General features: G+C 71.7%; 16 protein-coding genes. 7 read left to right on the forward strand and 9 right to left on the reverse strand.

Annotated elements, in window-relative coordinates; all coding sequences use genetic code 11:
* Positions 1-3: 3 nt before the first annotated feature.
* Genes ABTX60_RS18440 through ABTX60_RS18450 form a run of 3 tightly spaced genes read right to left on the reverse strand, consistent with a single transcriptional unit; the run spans position 4 to position 4,498 of the window.
* Positions 4-954, reverse strand: coding sequence for a hydroxymethylglutaryl-CoA lyase (locus tag ABTX60_RS18440; RefSeq protein ID WP_352098076.1), 951 nt, complete (start codon positions 952-954; stop codon positions 4-6).
* Positions 951-2,867 (reverse strand): acetyl/propionyl/methylcrotonyl-CoA carboxylase subunit alpha, encoded by a 1,917-nt coding sequence (locus tag ABTX60_RS18445; RefSeq protein WP_352098077.1) that lies wholly within the window; start codon positions 2,865-2,867, stop codon positions 951-953. Before ABTX60_RS18445 ends, ABTX60_RS18440 begins: the two co-directional genes overlap by 4 nt.
* 14 nt (positions 2,868-2,881) lie before the next feature.
* Complete coding sequence (locus ABTX60_RS18450; RefSeq protein ID WP_352098078.1) at positions 2,882-4,498, reverse strand: carboxyl transferase domain-containing protein; 1,617 nt, start codon at positions 4,496-4,498, stop codon at positions 2,882-2,884.
* Between the two features lie 87 nt (positions 4,499-4,585).
* On the opposite strand from ABTX60_RS18450, the gene ABTX60_RS18455 reads away from it, so the two are divergent.
* From ABTX60_RS18455 to ABTX60_RS18465, 3 genes are all read left to right on the forward strand, one after another.
* The gene (locus ABTX60_RS18455; RefSeq protein ID WP_352098079.1) at positions 4,586-5,188 is read left to right on the forward strand and encodes an SACE_7040 family transcriptional regulator; all 603 of its coding nucleotides are present in this window, start codon (positions 4,586-4,588) and stop codon (positions 5,186-5,188) included.
* A gap of 669 nt (positions 5,189-5,857) precedes the next feature.
* Positions 5,858-7,015: an acyl-CoA dehydrogenase family protein gene (locus ABTX60_RS18460; protein WP_053674038.1), complete on the forward strand. Its 1,158-nt coding sequence runs from the start codon at positions 5,858-5,860 to the stop codon at positions 7,013-7,015.
* A gap of 35 nt (positions 7,016-7,050) precedes the next feature.
* Positions 7,051-7,932, forward strand: coding sequence for an acyl-CoA thioesterase (locus tag ABTX60_RS18465; protein ID WP_352098080.1), 882 nt, complete (start codon positions 7,051-7,053; stop codon positions 7,930-7,932).
* Here ABTX60_RS18465 and ABTX60_RS18470 read toward each other — a convergent pair.
* Both ABTX60_RS18470 and ABTX60_RS18475 read right to left on the reverse strand, forming a co-directional pair.
* Positions 7,925-8,713, reverse strand: coding sequence for a phosphatase (locus tag ABTX60_RS18470; protein WP_352098081.1), 789 nt, complete (start codon positions 8,711-8,713; stop codon positions 7,925-7,927). The genes ABTX60_RS18465 and ABTX60_RS18470 overlap by 8 nt on opposite strands.
* Before the next feature lie 112 nt (positions 8,714-8,825).
* The gene (locus ABTX60_RS18475; protein ID WP_352098082.1) at positions 8,826-10,307 is read right to left on the reverse strand and encodes a PucR family transcriptional regulator; all 1,482 of its coding nucleotides are present in this window, start codon (positions 10,305-10,307) and stop codon (positions 8,826-8,828) included.
* A 123-nt stretch (positions 10,308-10,430) separates the two neighbouring features.
* Here ABTX60_RS18475 and ABTX60_RS18480 point away from each other — a divergent pair, with 123 nt between their 5' ends.
* From ABTX60_RS18480 to ABTX60_RS18490, 3 genes are all read left to right on the forward strand, one after another.
* Positions 10,431-11,894, forward strand: coding sequence for a sodium:solute symporter family protein (locus ABTX60_RS18480; protein WP_352098083.1), 1,464 nt, complete (start codon positions 10,431-10,433; stop codon positions 11,892-11,894).
* A gap of 66 nt (positions 11,895-11,960) precedes the next feature.
* Positions 11,961-12,941 carry an agmatinase gene (gene speB, locus ABTX60_RS18485; protein ID WP_352098084.1) on the forward strand — a complete coding sequence of 327 codons (981 nt, stop codon included), beginning with the start codon at positions 11,961-11,963 and terminating at the stop codon, positions 12,939-12,941.
* Entirely contained in the window at positions 12,938-14,632 is a 1,695-nt protein-coding gene (locus ABTX60_RS18490) for a thiamine pyrophosphate-binding protein (protein WP_352098085.1), read from the forward strand. The genes speB and ABTX60_RS18490 overlap by 4 nt, the downstream gene beginning before the upstream one ends.
* Positions 14,633-14,677: 45 nt before the next feature.
* Here ABTX60_RS18490 and ABTX60_RS18495 read toward each other — a convergent pair whose 3' ends face one another.
* From ABTX60_RS18495 to ABTX60_RS18505, 3 genes are all read right to left on the reverse strand, one after another.
* Positions 14,678-15,481, reverse strand: a complete 804-nt coding sequence (locus ABTX60_RS18495; RefSeq protein ID WP_502992348.1) for an endonuclease I family protein — start codon at positions 15,479-15,481, stop codon at positions 14,678-14,680.
* Between the two features lie 347 nt (positions 15,482-15,828).
* Positions 15,829-16,452 carry a hypothetical protein gene (locus ABTX60_RS18500; protein WP_352098087.1) on the reverse strand — a complete coding sequence of 208 codons (624 nt, stop codon included), beginning with the start codon at positions 16,450-16,452 and terminating at the stop codon, positions 15,829-15,831.
* Between the two features lie 178 nt (positions 16,453-16,630).
* Positions 16,631-17,269: a DUF7691 family protein gene (locus ABTX60_RS18505; protein WP_352098088.1), complete on the reverse strand. Its 639-nt coding sequence runs from the start codon at positions 17,267-17,269 to the stop codon at positions 16,631-16,633.
* A 383-nt stretch (positions 17,270-17,652) separates the two neighbouring features.
* Here ABTX60_RS18505 and ABTX60_RS18510 point away from each other — a divergent pair, with 383 nt between their 5' ends.
* Positions 17,653-18,504, forward strand: a complete 852-nt coding sequence (locus ABTX60_RS18510; RefSeq protein ID WP_352098089.1) for a serine hydrolase — start codon at positions 17,653-17,655, stop codon at positions 18,502-18,504.
* Between the two features lie 72 nt (positions 18,505-18,576).
* Here ABTX60_RS18510 and ABTX60_RS18515 read toward each other — a convergent pair whose 3' ends face one another.
* The gene (locus ABTX60_RS18515) at positions 18,577-18,753 is read right to left on the reverse strand and encodes a hypothetical protein (protein ID WP_352098090.1); all 177 of its coding nucleotides are present in this window, start codon (positions 18,751-18,753) and stop codon (positions 18,577-18,579) included.
* Between the last annotated feature and the right edge of the window lie 132 nt (positions 18,754-18,885).

Genomic DNA, 18,885 nt, shown 5'->3' on the forward strand with positions numbered 1-18,885 from the left:
TGATCAGTGCTCCTCGGTGTCCTCGTGGGACAGGGCTCGGACGGTGCGGGACGGGCTGGGTCGGCCCAGGTGGGCGGCCATCCACGCGCTCGTGGCGACGAGGCGGCCGAGGTCGATTCCGGTGTCGATGCCGAGGCCCCGCAGCATCCACACGAGGTCTTCGGTGGCGAGGTTGCCGGTGGCCGACTTGGCGTACGGGCAGCCGCCCAGGCCGCCCGCGGAGGCGTCGATCGTCGCCACGCCCTGCTGGAGCGCCGCGAGGGTGTTGGCGAGGGCCTGGCCGTAGGTGTCGTGGAAGTGGACCGCGAGGGTGGCGGGTGGCACCCCCGCTTCGTCCAGGGCCGCGAGGAGTGCGACCACGTGGCCCGGGGTCGCCACACCGATCGTGTCTCCCAGGCTCAGCTCGTCGCAGCCCATGTCCAGCAGGGCGCGGCAGACCCGCACCACCCGGTCGATCGGGACCGCGCCCTCCCAGGGGTCGCCGAAGCACATCGAGAGGTAGCCGCGGACGTGGACCGAATCGGCCTTCGCCCGGGCCACCACCGGCTCGAACATCGCCAGCGCCTCGTCCACCGTGCGGTTGAGGTTGGCCTTGGCGAAGGACTCCGTGGCGCTGGCGAAGACGGCCACCCGGCGGGCGCCCAGCGCCAGCGCGCGGTCCAGGCCACGCTCGTTCGGGACGAGGACCGGGAGCGCGACGGGCAGGTCGGCGACCATCGGGAACAGTGCTTCCGCGTCCGCCAGTTGGGGGACCCACTTGGGGTGGACGAAGCTCGTCGCCTCGATCGTCGTCAGGCCGGCCTCGGCCAGGCGGTGGATGAACCGCGCCTTGACCTCCGTGGGGACCGTCGCCTTCTCGTTCTGCAGACCGTCCCGGGCGCCGACCTCGTGGATGCGGACCCGGGTGGGCAGGTCCCTGCTCGGGACGACCATCGGAAGTCCGGGGACTGTCATTCCGCCGCCTCCTCGTGCGGTGCGATGACCGCCAGCACCTGGTCCATGGCGACCGTGGTGCCGGGGGCCACGTCCAGTTCGGTGACCTTTCCGGCGTGCGGCGCGGAGATGACGTGTTCCATCTTCATCGCCTCCACCACCAGCAGGCTCTGACCGGCGCCCACCTCGTCCCCGACCGCGACCTTCACCACCGTCACCGTGCCGGGCATCGGGGCGGTCAGCGAGTCGGCACCCGCGTGGGCGGCGCGGGTGAGGGACGCGGCGACCGGGTCGTGGTCGCGTACGTGCCAGGCGTCGCCGTCGCGGCCGAGCCAGTCGGCGGCGCGGTGGAAGGTGTGGCGGACGCCGTCCAGCGTGACGGAGACCCGGTCGGTGGTGACCGTGGCCGTGCCGCGCGGGGTGTACTCCTCGGGCTCCTGCACCCGCAGGTGGAAGACCGGCGGCTTCGGTGCGCCGCCCAGGCGCCAGCCGCTCGGGACCGAGAAGGGGTCCGTCCAGCCGCCCGGCTCGGGCTTCAGGGCCTCCAGGCGTACGGCCGCCGCCGCCTCGTACACCTCCTCCGGCACGTCCGTCGCGACCAGGTCCTCGACCTCGCGTTCGACCAGGCCGGTGTCCATGTCGCCGGAGACCACCGCCGGGTGGGCGAGCAGACGGCGCAGGAACCCGGCGTTCGTCTGCACGCCGAGCGTGACCGTCTCCGCCAGGGCCGCGCGGAGCTTGCGCAGGGCCGTCGCACGGTCGGGGCCGTACGCGATGACCTTGGAGAGCATCGGGTCGTAGAGGCTGCCGACCTCCGTGCCCTCGGTGAGGCCCGAGTCGGTGCGGACGCCGTCGCCCTGCGGCTCACGCAGCCTCAGGACCGTGCCCCCGGAGGGAAGGAAGCCGCGGGCCGGGTCCTCGGCGCAGATGCGGGCCTCCACCGCGTGGCCGGTCAGCCGTACGTCCGTCTGGGTGAAGCCGAGCGGCTCTCCGGCCGCCACGCGCAGCTGCCACTCGACCAGATCGAGGCCGGTGATCAGCTCGGTGACCGGGTGCTCCACCTGGAGGCGGGTGTTCATCTCCATGAAGTAGTACGACGACGGGTCGTTGCCGGGGACGATGAACTCCACCGTGCCCGCGCCCCGGTAGCCGCAGGAGCGGGCCGCCTGGACCGCCGCCTCGCCCATCGCGGAACGCGTCTCCTCGTCGAGGAGCACGCTCGGCGCCTCTTCGATGATCTTCTGGTGGCGGCGCTGGAGGGAGCACTCGCGCTCCCCGAGGTGGACCACGTTGCCGTGGCCGTCCGCCAGGACCTGGATCTCGATGTGGCGCGGGCGGTCGATCCACCGCTCCACCAGGAGCGTGTCGTCGCCGAAGGAGGCGCGGGCCTCACGGCGGGCCGACGCGATCTCGTCCTCCAGCCGCGTCAGGTCCCGCACCAGGCGCATGCCCTTGCCGCCGCCGCCCGCGCTGGGCTTCAGCAGCACCGGCGCGCCCAGCCCGCGGGCCGCCTCGGCCAGGTCCGGGTCACGTCCGCCGGGCACCACCGGCACCCCGGCCTCCTGGACCGTCTCCTTGGCGCGGATCTTGTCGCCCATCAGCGCGATCGCGTCCGGCGGGGGGCCGATGAAGACCAGGCCGGCTTCGGCGCAGGCGCGCGCGAAGGCGGCGTTCTCCGCGAGGAAGCCGTAGCCCGGGTGGACGGCCTGCGCGCCCGTGCGGGCCGCTGCCTCCAGCAGGCGTTCCACCGAGAGGTAGCTCATCGACGCGGGGGCCGGGCCGATCCGGACCGCTGTGTCCGCCTCGCGGACGTGCCGGGCGTCGGCGTCCGCGTCGGAGAAGACGGCCACCGAGCGCACGCCCATCGACCGCAGCGTCCGGATGACGCGTACGGCGATCTCGCCCCGGTTGGCCACCAGTACTGTCTCGAACATCGTCGTCCGTCCCCTCACATCCGGAAGACGCCGAACTGGGGGTCACCCAGAGGCGCGTTGGCGCACGCGGTCAGGGCCAGGCCCAGGACCTGGCGGGTGTCCAGCGGGTCGATCACTCCGTCGTCCCAGAGGCGGGCCGACGCGTAGTAGGCGTTGCCCTGGCGCTCGTACTGGGCGCGGATCGGGGCCTTGAAGGCGTCCTCGGCCTCGGCCGGCCAGGACTCGCCGCGGCCCTCAAGCTGGTCCCGCTTGACGGTCGCGAGGACCGAGGCGGCCTGCTCGCCGCCCATGACCGAGATCTTGGCGTTCGGCCACATCCACAGGAAGCGGGGGGAGTAGGCCCTGCCGCACATCGAGTAGTTGCCCGCGCCGTAGGAGCCGCCGACCACGACCGTGAGCTTCGGGACGCGCGTGCAGGCCACCGCCGTGACCATCTTGGCGCCGTGCTTGGCGATGCCGCCCGCCTCGTAGTCCTTGCCGACCATGAAGCCCGAGATGTTCTGCAGGAACACCAGCGGGATGCCGCGCTGGTCGCACAGCTCGATGAAGTGGGCGCCCTTCTGCGCGGACTCGGCGAACAGGATGCCGTTGTTGGCGACGATGCCCACCGGGTGGCCGTGGATCCGGGCGAAGCCCGTGACCAGGGTCTGGCCGAACTCGGACTTGAACTCCGCGAAGCGGGAGCCGTCGACGACCCGGGCGATGATCTCGCGCACGTCGTAGGGGGTGCGGGAGTCGACCGGGACCGCGCCGTAGAGGCCGTGCGGGTCGACCTTGGGTTCCGTCGCCTGAGTGACCTCCCAGGGGAGCGGCCCTCGGGCGGGGAGGGTGGAGGCGATGGTGCGGACGATGCGCAGGGCGTGCGCGTCGTTCTCCGCGAGGTGGTCCGTGACGCCCGAGACGCGCGAGTGGACCTCGCCGCCGCCCAGCTCCTCCGCCGTGACGACCTCGCCGGTGGCCGCCTTCACCAGGGGCGGGCCGCCCAGGAAGATCGTGCCCTGGTTGCGGACGATCACCGCCTCGTCGCTCATCGCCGGGACGTACGCCCCGCCGGCCGTGCACGAGCCGAGGACGGCGGCGATCTGGGGGATGCCGGCGCCGGACATGCGGGCCTGGTTGTAGAAGATGCGGCCGAAGTGGTCCCGGTCGGGGAAGACCTCGTCCTGCATGGGGAGGAAGGCGCCGCCGGAGTCCACCAGGTAGACGCAGGGGAGGCGGTTGTCGAGGGCGACCTCCTGGGCGCGGAGGTGCTTCTTCACGGTCATCGGGTAGTAGGTGCCGCCCTTGACCGTGGCGTCGTTGGCGATGACCACCGTCTCGCGGCCGCTGACCCTGCCGATGCCGGCGATGACGCCGGCGGCCGGGGCCTGCCCCTCGTACATCCCGTCGGCCGCGAGCGGGGCCAGCTCCAGGAACGGCGAGCCCGGGTCGAGGAGGGTGTCGACGCGGTCGCGGGGGAGCAGCTTGCCGCGCGCGGTGTGGCGCGCGCGGGCCTTCTCGCCGCCGCCCTGTGCGGCGGCGGCGAGCTTGGTGCGCAGCTCCTCGACGAGGGCGTGGTGCGCCTCCTCGTTGGCCCGAAAGGCCTCCGACGCGGGGTCTGCCGCGCTCGTGAGCTCCGGTGCCTCGTGCATCCTGCGGGTCCCCTCACCTTGTTAATGAGCGTTAACGCATTTCCTTCAGGTTAACGACCGCTAACCTCCCTGTCTAGAATTGATTTCATGGCCACCAGAACCGACGCCCCCACCCGCCGTGAGCAGATCCTCAACGAGGCCGCGCGGCTGTTCGCCGAGCGGGGCTTCCACGGGGTCGGAGTCGACGAGATAGGTGCCGCGGTCGGGATCAGCGGGCCCGGGCTGTACCGGCACTTCGCGGGCAAGGACGCGATGCTCGCGGAGCTGCTGGTGGGGATCAGCGGGCAGTTGCTGACGGGGGCGAAGCGGAGGCTGGCGGACGCGGAGGCGGACGGGGGTGCGGGGGCGGAGGTGGTCCTCGACTCGCTGATCGAGGGGCATATCGACTTCGCGCTCGATGACCGGCCTCTGATCACCCTGCACGACCGGGAGCTGGATCGCCTCCGGGACAGCGACCGGAAGATGGTGCGGCAGCTGCAGCGGCAGTACGTGGAGCTGTGGGTGGGGGTCGTGCGGGAGGTGTACCCGGGGCTGGGGGAGCCGGCGGCACGGTCGGCCGTGCACGCGGTGTTCGGGTTGCTGAACTCGACTCCGCATCTGGGGAGGGGTGGGTCGTTGTCCGGGCGGGGGGCTACGGCGGAGTTGCTGCACCGGATGGCTCGGGGGGCGTTCGCTGCGGCGGGGGTTTAGCGGGCCTTTCCCGCCCACCCGCCCGGAGCTGTCTGCCAGGAGGCCGAACTCGCCCCGGGGCTCCGCCCCGCGCCCCGGGAGCTTCCCGCCCACCCGCCCGTAACTGTTGGACAGGGGCCGGACTCGCCTCGGGGCTTCGCCCTGCGCCGCGGCGGGGGCTTCGCTCCCCCGGGAGCTTCCCGCCCACCCGCCCGTAACTGTTGGACAGGGGCCGGACTCGCCTCGGGGCTCCGCCCCGGACCCCGGCGGCGGCTTCGCCCCTTGCGCCCCTCGGGCTTCGCCCCGCGTCCCGGCCGGAGGCTTCGCCCCCTGTGCCCCTCGGGCTTCGCCCCGCGTCCCGGCCGGAGGCTTCGCCCCTTGCGCCCCTCGGGTTTCGCCCCGCGTCCCGGCCGCAGGCTTCGCCCCTTGCGCCCCTCGGGTTTCGCCCCGCGTCCCGGCCGCAGGCTTCGCCCCCTGTGCCCCTCGGGCTTCGCCCCGCGTCCCGGCCGCGGGCTTCGCCCCTTGCACCCCTCGGGCTTCGCCCCGCCTCCCGGCGGAGGCGCCCTCTCCCCACCCCCGCCCCAAGGCGTGACGAGCGTCTCCCCACCCCAACCCTGGACGCTCCTCGATACTCGCCGGTATCTTGGACTGAGCAAGCGCTTAGACATGCGGAGTCCTGGAGGTGGCGGCGTGCGCCGTACGGTGTTCAACGAGGATCACGAGGCGTTCCGGGAGACCCTTCGCGCCTTCATCGAGGCCGAGGTCGTACCCGTGTACGACGAGTGGTTCGCGGCGGGCCAGGCGCCCCGCGACTTCTACTACAAGCTCGGTGAGCTGGGCATCTTCGGCATCAACGTGCCCGAGGAGTTCGGCGGCGCGGGCCTGGAGAGCCACAAGTTCGAGGCCGTGCTGTACGAGGAGACCGCTCGCGCGGGCGTCGCCTTCGGCGGCTCCGGCGTGCACGTGCTGCTCGCCCTGCCCTACATCAAGATGCTCGCCAACGACGAGCAGAAGAAGCGGTTCCTGCCGAAGTTCGTCTCCGGCGAGGAGATGTGGGCCATCGCGATGACCGAGCCGGGCACCGGTTCCGACCTCGCGGGCATGAAGTCCACCGCCAAGCTCTCCGAGGACGGCACGCACTACGTCCTCAACGGTGCCAAGACCTTCATCACCGGCGGCGTCCACGCCGACCGCATGATCGTCTGCGCCCGCACCTCCGCCCCGACCGCCGAGGACCGCCGCCACGGCATCTCCCTCTTCGCCGTGGACACCAAGTCCGAGGGCTACTCCGTCGGCCGCAAGCTCGACAAGCTCGGCCTGAAGACCTCCGACACCGCCGAGCTGGCGTTCGTCGACGTCAAGGTCCCGGTCGAGGACCTCCTCGGCGAGGAGAACAAGGGCTTCTACTACCTCGGCCACAACCTCGCCTCCGAGCGCTGGGGCATCGCCTTCGGCGCCTACGCCCAGGCCAAGGCCGCCGTGCGGTTCGCCAAGCAGTACGTCCAGGACCGCACCGTCTTCGGCAAGACCGTCGCGTCGTTCCAGAACACCAAGTTCGAGCTGGCCGCCTGCCAGGCCGAGGTGGACGCCGCCGAGGCCGTCGCCGACCGCGCGACCGAGGCCCTGGACGCCGGCGAGCTCACCCCCGCCGAGGCCGCCTCCGCCAAGCTGTTCTGCACCGAGGTCGCCCACCGCGTCATCGACCGCTGCCTCCAGCTGCACGGCGGCTACGGCTTCATGAACGAGTACCCCATCGCCCGCCTGTACGCGGACAACCGCGTCAACCGCATCTACGGCGGCACCAGCGAGATCATGAAGTCGATCATCGCGAAGAACATGGGCCTGTAAGCCGACCGCAGTCATTGGCCGGTACAACAGTTGCCATGAGCAATGCACTCCAGAGCCTCCTCGATCTGCTCGACCTCGAGCAGATCGAGGAGGACATCTTCCGCGGCCGGTCCCGGTCCGCCGTCGTCCCCCGGGTCTTCGGCGGGCAGGTCGCGGCCCAGGCACTCGTCGCCGCCGGGCGCACGGTCCCCGAGGACCGGCCCGCCCACTCGCTGCACGCGTACTTCCTGCGCCCCGGCGACCCCGGCGCGCCCATCGTCTACACCGTCGACCGGATCCGCGACGGCCGCTCCTTCACCACCCGCCGGGTGGTCGCCGTCCAGCACGGCAAGCCGATCTTCCACCTCTCGGCATCGTTCCAGGTGCACGAGGACGGGCTGGATCACCAGGAGCCGATGCCCGCCTCGCCCGATCCCGTGACTCTGCCGACCGGCGAGGAGCGGCTGCGCGCGTACGGGCATCTCGATCCCGCCGTGGTGGAGAAGTTCCTCGAGGCCCGGGCCGCGGTCGATCTCCGGTACGTCGACGAGCCGCCCTACGGCCGGTTCGGCGAGCCGCGCGAGCCGCACTCGCAGGTGTGGTTCCGCACCAACGGCAAGCTCGCGGACGATCCGCTGCTGCACGTCGTCCTCGCCACCTACGTCTCCGACATGACGCTGCTCGACTCCGTGCTGCTCGCGCACGGGCGCGGCGGCTGGGCCGTCGGGGACGTCGTCGGGGCCTCACTCGACCACGCGATGTGGTTCCACCGGCCGTTCCGCGCCGACGAGTGGCTGCTGTACGACCAGGAGTCCCCGTCCGCGTACGGCGGCCGGGGACTGGGGCAGGCGCGGATCTACACGCAGGACGGGCGGCTGGCCATCACCGTGATCCAGGAGGGCGTGGTCCGCGTCCCGCGCGAGCGGGACCTCAGCTGAGGCCCGCCTCCGCCAGCAGGTACGCCGTCATCGGGTCGTAGTGGCGGGGGCTGATCACGTGGTCGTCGAGGGGGACCGTCACCTGCACGGTGCCCTCGGCCTCGGCGATGAAGAGGGCCGGGTCGTTGCAGTCGGCGTAGCCGACGGAGTCCACGCCGTGCTGTCCCGCGTAGCCGGCCCAGCCGTGGTCGGCGACGACCAGGTCGGGCAGCGGGCGGCCCGCGCGCTCCAGGGCCGTCAGGATCGCCTTCATGGGTTCGCCCGAGTGGGTGTGCCACAGGGTGGCGCCGTGCTCCAGGACCGCCACGTCCGCGAACTGCATGACGTAACCCTCCTCGGTCGTCAGCCCGTCCGGGATGACGACGATCTCGCAGCCGGCCGCGCGCAGCGCCGACGCGGTTGCGCGGTGCACGTCGAGGAGGCCGCCGGGGTGGCCGGTGGCGAACAGGACGCGCTGCTGCCCGTCCGCCGCCTTGCGCAGCCGCCCGGCCATCCGCTCCAGGCCGTCGACGGTCAGCTCCGGGTCGATGGTGTCCTGGCCGTACCGGTGTTCGGGGTCGTCGTTCACGCCGACCCGCTCCGCCATCACCGCGAGGACGTCCTGCTCGTCGTTCCACCGGTCGCCGAGTTCCAGTCCGAGCCAGTAGTGGCGGTCGCTGTTCGCCAGCTTGCGGTAGTGGGAGAGGTTGTTCTCGCGTGGGGTGGCGACGTCGCCCGCGATGCGCGTCCTGACGAGGTGTTCGACGAGTTCGGCGCGGCTGGGTGTCCCGGATATCGGCATGGCATCCATTGTGAGGCAGCCGACGGGGGGAGTCCCTGGCGTATCGAGCGCTGGGACGTGCGTCACGTACTCAGAGGGACCCCGCTCACCTACTCAGACATGCCGCAGCCACTCAGACGTGCCGCAGCGCGAACCAGAGTTCCATCCGTACGTCCGGGTCGTCGAGGTCCGTCTCCAGCAGCGTCGCGCAGCGGGCGACGCGCTGCCGCACGGTGTTGCGGTGCACGGACAGGGCGACGGCCGTGCGGTCCCAGCTGCCGTGCAGGGAGAGCCAGGTGCGCAGCGTCTCGGTGAGCGCGGGGTGGGCCGCGACGGGAGCGAGGAGGGCCTGGGCGTGGGCCGCCGCCTCGCCGGACGGGACGAGGTCGGCCAAGGCGGGACGCGGACCGTGCCGGAGCAGCGGGGTCCGGGTGGCTCGGGCACGGGCCAGGGCGCGGGCGGCCTGGGTGTCGGCGGCGGGCCAGTCGTGCGGGTCGACGGCGGCGCTGACGCCCAGGGTCCAGCCCGGCAGCGGGGCCGGTGCCCGGCCGGCCGGGACCAGGACGCGTACGGCGTCGTCCGCCGGGTCGACCAGGGCGGACCCGAGCGCGGCGCCCAGCGCGGAGGCCGCGACGGGGTCGGGGGCGCCGTCCCTCTCCGGCCGGGCGTGTACGACGATCCAGGGCCCGTCGCCCAGCAGCGCCGCGACCTCCTCGGGCGGCGCACCCAGCAGCAGCCGCACCAGCGCGGAGGACCGGGCGGCTCCGGTGCCGCTCTGCTGCTCCCCTGTGAGCAGCGACAGCAGGACGGCCGCGACGGAGGCGACGGTGTGATCGCCGGGCGCCCGCCGCGCCGCGGCGACGCCCAGCACGAACCCGTGCCCGGCCCCCAGGCTGTAGGCGGCGAGGTGGAGCCCGTTGACGGAGTCGGTGGCGGAGGCCGGGGCGGGGCGCTCACCCGGGCCCTCGGCGGGCCGGACCACCTCCGCCAGCCGTGTCAGCGCTCCCCGCGCCTCGTCCCCGGCCTCCCGTCCGGCTCTCGCGATCTCCGTCCCCTCCGGCCCGTACAGCACCGCCCATCCGCCCAGTCGCCGGGCCAGTTGCCGGAGCACCGAGGGGACCGGGTCGGGGCGGGACGCGGCGGCGGCGAGTCTCTGCTGGGCCTCGGTCACGCGGCGCAGTTCGGCCAGGCGGGCCTGGGCCATGAGTTGCCAGACAGCCCGGGCCACGCCCGAGAAGGTGGTGCGGGGCGGCACCTCCAGCAGCGGCAGGCCGTGCGAGCCGCAGGCCGCGACCAGAGCCTCCGGCACGGTGTCGTGCACCGGCGCCACCCCGAAGCCGAGGGCCGCGCCGCCCGCCGCCACGATCCGGGAGACGTAGTCGTCGAAGTAGGAGGTCCCCGAGCCCGCCGCCCCCGGGATGTGCACGCCGGCGCTGAGCAGCAGCTCGCCGCCCAGCAGATAGGGATACGGGTCCGCCATCTCCGAGGTGTGCACCCAGTGGAGGACCACCTCCTCGGCGGGCGGCCCCGCGAGCTGCCGCAGGCCCAGGTCCTCCCGGGCCAGCAGCGCGGTCAGCGGGACGGGTGGGGTGGGCGGAGCCGCCGGGTCCGGCATGGTGTGCGTTCCCTCCATACAGCACCGGCTCGAATGGATGAAACGTACACTTCGCAGTCTCTTTCCGGCCACCTAAGGTCAGTCCTCGTCACCCGCCGGCGACACCGATCGAAGGAGGCCCTCATGGCCGTCGACTACGCCGTCATCGTCGTGTACCTGGCCGGCATGCTGGCCATGGGCTGGTGGGGCATGCGCCGCGCCCGGTCCAAGAGCGAGTTCCTCGTGGCCGGCCGTCGTCTGGGCCCGGCCATGTACTCCGGCACCATGGCGGCGATCGTCCTCGGCGGCGCCTCGACCATCGGCGGCGTGGGCCTGGGCTACCAGTACGGCCTGTCCGGCGCCTGGATGGTCTTCACCATCGGCCTCGGCCTGCTCGCCCTGTCCGTCTTCTTCTCCGCCCGCATCGCCCGGCTGAAGGTCTACACGGTCTCCGAGATGCTCGACCTGCGCTACGGCGGCGGACGTGCCGGCGTCGTCTCCGGTGTCGTCATGTGGGCGTACACGCTGATGCTCGCGGTCACCTCGACCATCGCGTACGCCACGATCTTCGACGTCCTGTTCGACATGAACCGCACGGTCGCGATCGTCCTCGGCGGTTCGATCGTCGTGGCGTACTCCACCCTCGGCGGCATGTGGTCGATCACCCTGACCGACATGGTGCAGTTCGTCGTGAAGACCATCGGCGTGCTGCTCCTGCTGCTGCCCATCGCCGTGGTGAAGGCCGGCGGGTTCGGTGAGATGAAGGCGCAGCTGCCCACCGAGTACTTCGACCCGCTGGGCATCGGCGGCGAGACGATCTTCACCTACGTGCTGATCTACACCTTCGGCATGCTCATCGGGCAGGACATCTGGCAGCGCGTCTTCACCGCCCGCAGCGACCGGACCGCCAAGTGGGGCGGAACCGTCGCCGGTACCTACTGCCTCGCCTACGCCCTCGCCGGTGCCGTGATCGGCACCGCGGCCAAGGTGCTGTACCCGAAGCTCGGCAGCCCCGACGACGCCTTCGCGACCATCGTCAAGGACGAACTGCCCGTCGGGGTGCGCGGACTGGTGCTGGCCGCCGCCCTCGCCGCCGTGATGTCGACGTCCTCCGGCGCGCTGATCGCCTGCGCCACCGTCGCCAACAACGACATCTGGTCCCGGCTGCGGGGCCTCGGCAGGGTGCCCGCGGGCGACCACGACGAGGTGAAGGGCAACCGCGCCTTCATCCTGTTGATGGGACTCGCGGTCATCGCCACGGCCGTCGCGATCGACAACGTCGTGGAGGCTCTGACCGTCGCCTACAACCTCCTCGTCGGCGGACTGCTGGTGCCGATCCTCGGCGGCCTGGTCTGGAAGCGCGGCACGGTGTACGGCGCCCTCGCCTCCGTCGTGGCCGGCGGACTCGCGGTCATCGTGCTGATGGCGACCTACGGCATCCTCGCCAACGAGCCCGTCTACTACGGCCTGCTGACCTCCCTGGCCGCCTACCTGGCCGTCTCCCTGGCCACTCCGGCCACCGACGCCGCCGTCCTCACCGCCTGGCGCGAGCGGCTGGCCGGACGGGCACCCGAACTCGCGTCCGAACCGGTCGCGGCTCCCCAGTAGAGTCGTAGAACAAGCAGTGCATAGCAGTACACACGCGATGAAGCGTAGGAAAGAAGGCATTTCTTCATGAGCAGCAACGAGACTCCGCGCGGGCCCGTCGACTCCTCCCGCGTCCCGCGGTACGCCGGACCCGCGACCTTCGCCCGGCTGCCCCGGCTGGACGAGGTCGGCCGGGCCGATGTCGCCGTGGTCGGCGTGCCGTTCGACTCGGGCGTCTCGTACCGGCCGGGCGCCCGCTTCGGCGGCAACGCGATCCGCGAGGCGTCCCGGCTGCTGCGCCCGTACAACCCGGCGCAGGACGCCTCGCCCTTCGCTCTGGCGCAGGTCGCGGACGGCGGCGACATCGCCGTCAACCCGTTCAACATCAACGAGGCCGTCGAGACCGTCGAGGCCGCCGCGGACGACCTGCTCGGCTCGGGCGCCCGCCTGATGACGCTCGGCGGCGACCACACCATCGCGCTGCCCCTGCTGCGCTCGGTGGCGAAGAAGCACGGCCCGGTGGCCCTGCTGCACTTCGACGCCCATCTCGACACCTGGGACACCTATTTCGGCGCCGAGTACACGCACGGCACCCCGTTCCGCCGCGCGGTCGAGGAGGGCATCCTCGACACCTCCGCCCTGTCCCACGTCGGCACCCGCGGCCCGCTCTACGGCAAGCAGGACCTCACCGACGACGAGAAGATGGGCTTCGGCATCGTCACCTCGGCCGACGTCTACCGGCGCGGCGCCGACGAGGTCGCCGACCAGCTGCGCCAGCGCATCGGCGACCGGCCGCTGTACATCTCCATCGACATCGACTGCCTCGACCCGGCCCACGCCCCCGGCACCGGCACCCCCGAGGCCGGCGGCATGACCTCGCGCGAACTGCTGGAGATCCTGCGCGGGCTGGCCTCCTGCAACCTGGTCTCCGCGGACGTGGTCGAGGTGGCCCCCGCGTACGATCACGCCGAGATCACGTCGGTGGCCGCGTCCCACACGGCGTACGAACTGACCACGATCATGTCCCGCCAGATCGCCGCGGCCCGGAAGGACTCGGAAGCCAAGTGACTCACGACCACGACCTGGTGCTCCGCCCCACGCCCGCCCAGACGGAGGCCGCCCTCAACCCTCCTCCCGGCCGCAACGGCGGAGACCTGGTCGTGGAGACGCTGGCCGGGCTCGGCGCGACGACCGTCTTCGGGCTGCCCGGCCAGCACGCGCTCGGCATGTTCGACGCCCTGCGCCGCTCCGACCTCAGGTACATCGGCCTGCGGGTGGAGAACAACGCCGGGTTCGCGGCGGACGCCTACGGCCGGATCACCGGTGAGGCCGCGCCGCTGCTGCTGTCGACGGGGCCGGGCGCCCTGACCTCCCTGGCCGCTCTCCAGGAGGCCGCGGCGGCCTCCGCGCCCGTGCTGGCGATCAGCAGCCAGGTCCCGAGGGCCGGCCTCGGCGGCGGCCGGCACGGCTACCTCCACGAACTCCCGGACCAGGCCGCCTCGTTCCGAGGCGTGGTCAAGTCCGTCCACACCGTCCGCAGCCAGTCGCAGATCCCCTCCGCGATCGAGGCGGCCTGGACGTCGGCGCTGAGCGCCCCGCACGGCCCGGTCTGGGTGGAGATCCCGCAGGACGTGCTGCTCGCCGAGACGGCCATCCCCGTCGTGACGGGCGGGGACGCCTTCCCCGAGGAGCTGCCGCCGCGCCCCGAACTGACCGCCGTGGCCGCCGACCTGCTCTCGAAGGCGGCCCGCCCGGCCATCATCGCGGGCGGGGGAGTGGTCCGGGCGGACGCCTCCGGCAAGCTGAGGCAGCTGGCGGAACGGCTCCGGGCGCCGGTCGTCACCACCCCCGGCGGCAAGGGCGCCTTCCCCTGGAAGCACCCGCTGTCGCTCCAGTCGTGGATCGAGGACCGGCACACCACGGACTTCCTGGAGGACGCCGACGTCCTGCTGGTCGTCGGCTCGGGGCTCGGCGAACTCTCCTCGAACTACCACACGTTCAAGCCGCGTGGCCGGGTCATCCAGATCGAGGCGGACCTCGGCAAGCTGGAGTCCAACCATCCCGCGCTGGGCATCCACGCGGACGCGCGACTGGCGTTGCAGGCGCTGCTGGAGACGGTGACCGAACGACAGGACCCCGCAGCCCCGGAGCGGGTACGGGAAGTGCTCGCGAAGGTCGGCGAGCGCATCGCCGCCCAGGAACTCACCCTGGAACAGGACGTCCTGGCGTCCGTCCGAAGGGCGCTCCCCGCCGACTCCCCGTCCTTCTGGGACATGACGATCCTCGCGTACTGGGCCTGGTCGGCCTTCGACGCCAAGGGCCCCAACCACATGCACTCCGCGCAGGGCGCCGGCGGCCTCGGCTACGCCTTCCCCGCCGCACTCGGCGCGGCGGCGGCCGACCCGACCCGCCCGGTCCTCGCGGTCTCCGGCGACGGCGGGGCCCTGTACTCCATCGCCGAGCTGGCCACGGCCCGCCAGTACGACCTGAACGTCACCTGGCTGATCGTCGACGACGGCGGCTACGGCATCCTGCGCGAGTACATGAACGACGCGTTCGGCGAGGCGACGGCGACGGAATTGACCCGGCCGGACTACGTGGCCCTGGCGGAGTCCTTCGGCGTCCCCGGGGTCCGGACGAGCCCGGAGAACCTGGAGCAGGACCTGGCGCAGGCGCTTGCCGCGCCCGGGCCCTCGGTGGTCCTGCTCCCGGCCGTGCTGCGGATGTTCGCGCCGACGCACCTGGGCAGGTCGGACTGAACTGAACTCCCTCTGCAAAAGAAGGGAGTTCAGTGACCATGGTCGCTACCAGATCGCCTCGACCCACTCCGGGTGGTCGATGAACGGGTTGCGGTTGTGCTGGTAGGTGTCGTAGATGGCCTGGTTGCGGCGCTCCTCGAAGGCGCTCGGCGGGTCCGCCTCGTTCCAGGCCTTCAGGACGGAGAGCTTGCCCATGTAGGGGTTGGAGCCGTTGTTGACACTCTCGTTGGGCTCCAGGTCGGCGAAGCCGTCGCCGCCGTCGTAGCGCACGGCCATGTAGAGGATCATGCGGGCCACGTCGCCCTTGTCGGCGTCGCGCGGCTCGAAGGAGTCGGAGTCCGTGAGGCTGCCGCCCCCGCCGCTGACCGTGCTGCCGCCGTTGTCGAAGTCCTTGTTGCCGCGGATGCTGTTGACCTGCACGTCCGCCGGGCGCAGGTGGTGCAGGTCGGTGCCGGGGCCGGTCACCTCGCCGAAGTCGCCGTGGGACTTGGCCCACGTGTGCTCGCGGTTCCAGTCGCCGAGGTCGCCGCCGTTGAGGGACTTGCTGCGCGAGGCACCGCTGTACAGCAGGATCACGTTGTTGCTGTTGTTCGGGTCCTGGTCGGTGACCTTGAGGGCGTTCCAGACCGCGGAGTACGAGATCTTCGTCTGGCTGCTGATGATGGTGTGCAGGGAGGACTTGAGGCTGGTGCCCGTCTTGCCGACCGCGTTCTTGTAGTACGTCGTGTCGTACGCGGTCGTCGTGGCCGCGGCCGGGGTAGCGGTCAGGGTGGACGCGGTGAGGCCGGCCAGGGCGGCGGCCGTGGCCAGAGCCACGGGCTTCCATCGGCGTATCCGTGTTGTCGCCAGCATGTGGGGTCCCATCTACGCGGGTTGATCGGAGGCGGCAATCGGGAGAGTGACATGGACATGCGGCCGTGTAAATGAATCTGGCATGGCAATCAGGTGACGGAAACCGGCAAGTCGGTAGTGTTCTACGCGAGTTGACGTACCAAAACAGTCCCTGTACGACCTGAACGTCACCTGGTTGAGCCCGGAGGACCTGGAGCAGGACCTGGCGCAGGCGCTTGCCGCGCCCGGGCCCTCGGTGGTCCTGCTCCCGGCGGTGCTGCGGATGTTCACGCCGACGCACCTGGGATGAGCGCCGGCCGGCCACGGGGCTCCCCGCAGGCCGGTCGCCGGCCCCGCCCGGTCGTCTACAGGCCGTCGCGGACCATCGCGGCGACGATGCGGACATGGCGGTCGGCCGCCGTGCCCGACCACTCGTTGTCGTAGTTCAGGCCGTAGGGCCAGAAGTGGCCGCCGCCGGTGGAGATCTTGGCGCCGGAGCCGTCGTACTGCTTGACCAGCGCGGTGGCCTGGCCGCCGGTCCAGGTGCCGCTGCCGCCGAGGCGGGACCAGCCCGAGCTGGTCCCCACGCCGATGGTGTGGGCGATCTCGTGCAGGGCCGTCCGCTCGCTCATGTAGCTGCGGTTGCTGCCGAAGCGGATCGTGCCGTTGATGTTGCCGTCGGCGGTGGGAACGCCCGGTTCGTAGCGGACGGTGAGCGTCTTGCCCAGGTCGCTGAGGTTGTTGTAGCGGGCCACCGCAGCGTTCATGGCCTTCGTGATGAGGTCGTAGGCCGAGCGCTGGTCCGCGGTGGGGTTGCTCGCGCGGACGAGGGACCAGGTGATGGTCGCGGCCGCGGCGCGTTCCCGGGCGGGGGCGGGCGGAGCCTGGGGAGTCGCGGCCTGGGCGACGCCGGGGCCGGCCAGCAGCGCCGCCGTGAGGGCGGCCACGAGTGCCTTGTGCGGGCTCACGAGTGCCTTGAGTGGTCTCATGTGCGGATCCTCCTGTGGGGGTGGTCGTCACGAGGTCAGCGAAACTTCGCACGACGTTCGGGATCTCGGACAAGCGGCGCCGCTGTTCGCTCAAAGCCCTTGAATGACACGGCAGTTGGCGCGCTGTCGACCGCAAGTATCCCGGCGGGAAGGACGGCGTCAAGAGTTCCGGCAGAGGTCAGTGGAGCCAGAAGAGCAGGGTGTCGGGGTTCGTCCCGAGCTGCCGCGCGCCCTCCCACTCCCGCGCCTCGAAGCGCAGGGCATCGGCGAACCGGCGTGCCGGGCCCCGGAATTCGGGGTCGAGCCGGTCGAGCACGCGGGCGTAGGCATCGGCCAGGGCGGCGGCCCGCCGGGCCGGCAGGGTGCCGATCGCGGGCACCGCGTCGCCGGGGTGCGGCAGCCGCAGCGGCGGGCCGCTGAACAGGAACGTGCCGGGAAGCAGGTCGGACGGTACGCCGTGCCGGGCCAGTTCGTCGTCCATGGCGTGGAACCAGGCCGGCCGGCGCCAGGTGCCGAGGTCGGCCGGGTCGGAGAAGTGCGCCGCGACGGCCTGGTAGAAGGCGTAGCTGTACGCCGGGCAGTGGTCGGTGCTCGGGGTGCCGTCGATCAGCTCGTCCAGGGCCCGGCTGATCGAGACGTCCAGGTCGATGCCCTGCTCCCGGAAGCGGGCGTCGGTCCGCTCGCACTCCGTGCGCACCCGGGCGAGGGTGCGCTCCTGCTGCTCGGTACGCTCCACCGCCATGAGCAGCCGCACCACCGTTCTCATGTCGCCGGTGCTCATCTCCAGGCAGTAGCCCACCGCTGCGTTTCCCTTCACCCGTCCGCCGGACACCGGTGTCCATGATCGGGGACACGGGAACGGCCCCGGACGGAGAAGTCGGGGGCCGTTCGATCATGCGGGGTTATGGCGGATCGGCCGAGGAGTGGAGCACCGCAGCCAGGGCGAGGATCGCGAGCAGGGCGGGAAGGGGGCCAACGCGGCGCCTTGGCGGAGCGCTTGGGCGGCACCTGCCGACAACTCCTCGGTCCAGAGCCCATTTCGGCGGCCGAGGTCACCCCTGCGTGGTGGGGAGCTCCGGTGGGAGGCCGTTGTGCCGAAGCCGTGCGCCGCATGTGAAGCCGGGCGGCTCCCGGTAACGACTCGTACAAGCTCTCGCTGCCCGTGCAACCTTTCGACCATGTCCGCGAGTCAAGGGGGGCATGACTTCTGGGATATCCCGCCGCGCGAGAGTGCTGGCAGCGGCCGTGGGTACCGGCGTGCTCGTGCCGCTGACAGCCGCCGCCACGCCGGCCTCCGCCGCCCCTCCGGCCGTGACCTGCACGTCGGCCAAGGCCGGGCTGGCCACCAAGCTGAAGAAGGACATCACCGCCGCGCTGGCCACCCGCAAGGGCACGGTCGCCGTCGGCCTCTACGACCGCAGCACCAACACCACGTGCACCCTGCGCGCGAGCTCGGCCTACGACTCGGCCAGCGTCGTCAAGGTCACCGTCCTCGCCACGCTGCTGTGGGACGCGAAGAAGTCGAACCGGTACCTCACCGACCGCGAGAACACCCTCGCCAAGGCGATGATCACCAAGTCGGACAACGCGGCGACCTCCACCCTGTGGAAGCAGCTCGGCATGACGAAGATCAAGAACTTCCTCGCGGCCGCCGGCATGACGCAGACCAAGCCCGGAACGAACGGCTACTGGGGCCTGACCCAGATCACCGTCACCGACGAGCAGAAACTGCTGAAGCTCCTCACCGCCAAGAACGCGGTCCTGAGCGACAACGGCCGGGCCTACATCATCAAGCTGATGGGCCAGGTCGTGTCGTCCCAGCGCTGGGGCACCCCGTACGGCGTGCCCTCGGGCGTCACCGTGGCCGTCAAGAACGGCTGGCTGCAGCGCTCGACCAACGGGTGGCGCGTGCACAGCGTCGGCGCGTTCAAGGGCGGCGGCCACGACTACGTGATGACCGTGCTGACCCACGGCAACAGCACGATGAACTACGGCATCGCCACCATCCAGGCCGTGGCCAAGGTCATCCACAAGGATCTGGCGGCGAGCTGACGGGGCCGCCTGGCCGAGGAGATCCAGGAGCCTCCTGACGACGCCGAGGATGGCGAGGAGGGAGGCCCGGGATCACATGTCCCAGCCCGCGTCTCCGGACATCTGGCGCGGCGCGCTCGGAGCCAGGTCGTAGCCCTCCGCGTACATCGCGAGGGCGAGCAACCGCCGGCACAGGGCGGCTGCCAGGGCCACCACGGTCTCGGTGCGCGCGAAGCGCGGCCGCGACACCCGGGCCGATATGAGCACCATGACCGCGAACCCATGACCGCGAACCCTGGCCAGGTCCTAGGTCGTGTCCGCAAAGTGGCGGCGTCGTTGGTCTGTTCGTGGTGCGTCGTCATGAGCTGACTGATGAATCGTGGGCGGTGATCGAGCCGTTGC

This window comes from Streptomyces sp. NPDC126510, assembly GCF_040302345.1.
Taxonomy (GTDB): Bacteria; Actinomycetota; Actinomycetes; order Streptomycetales; family Streptomycetaceae; genus Streptomyces.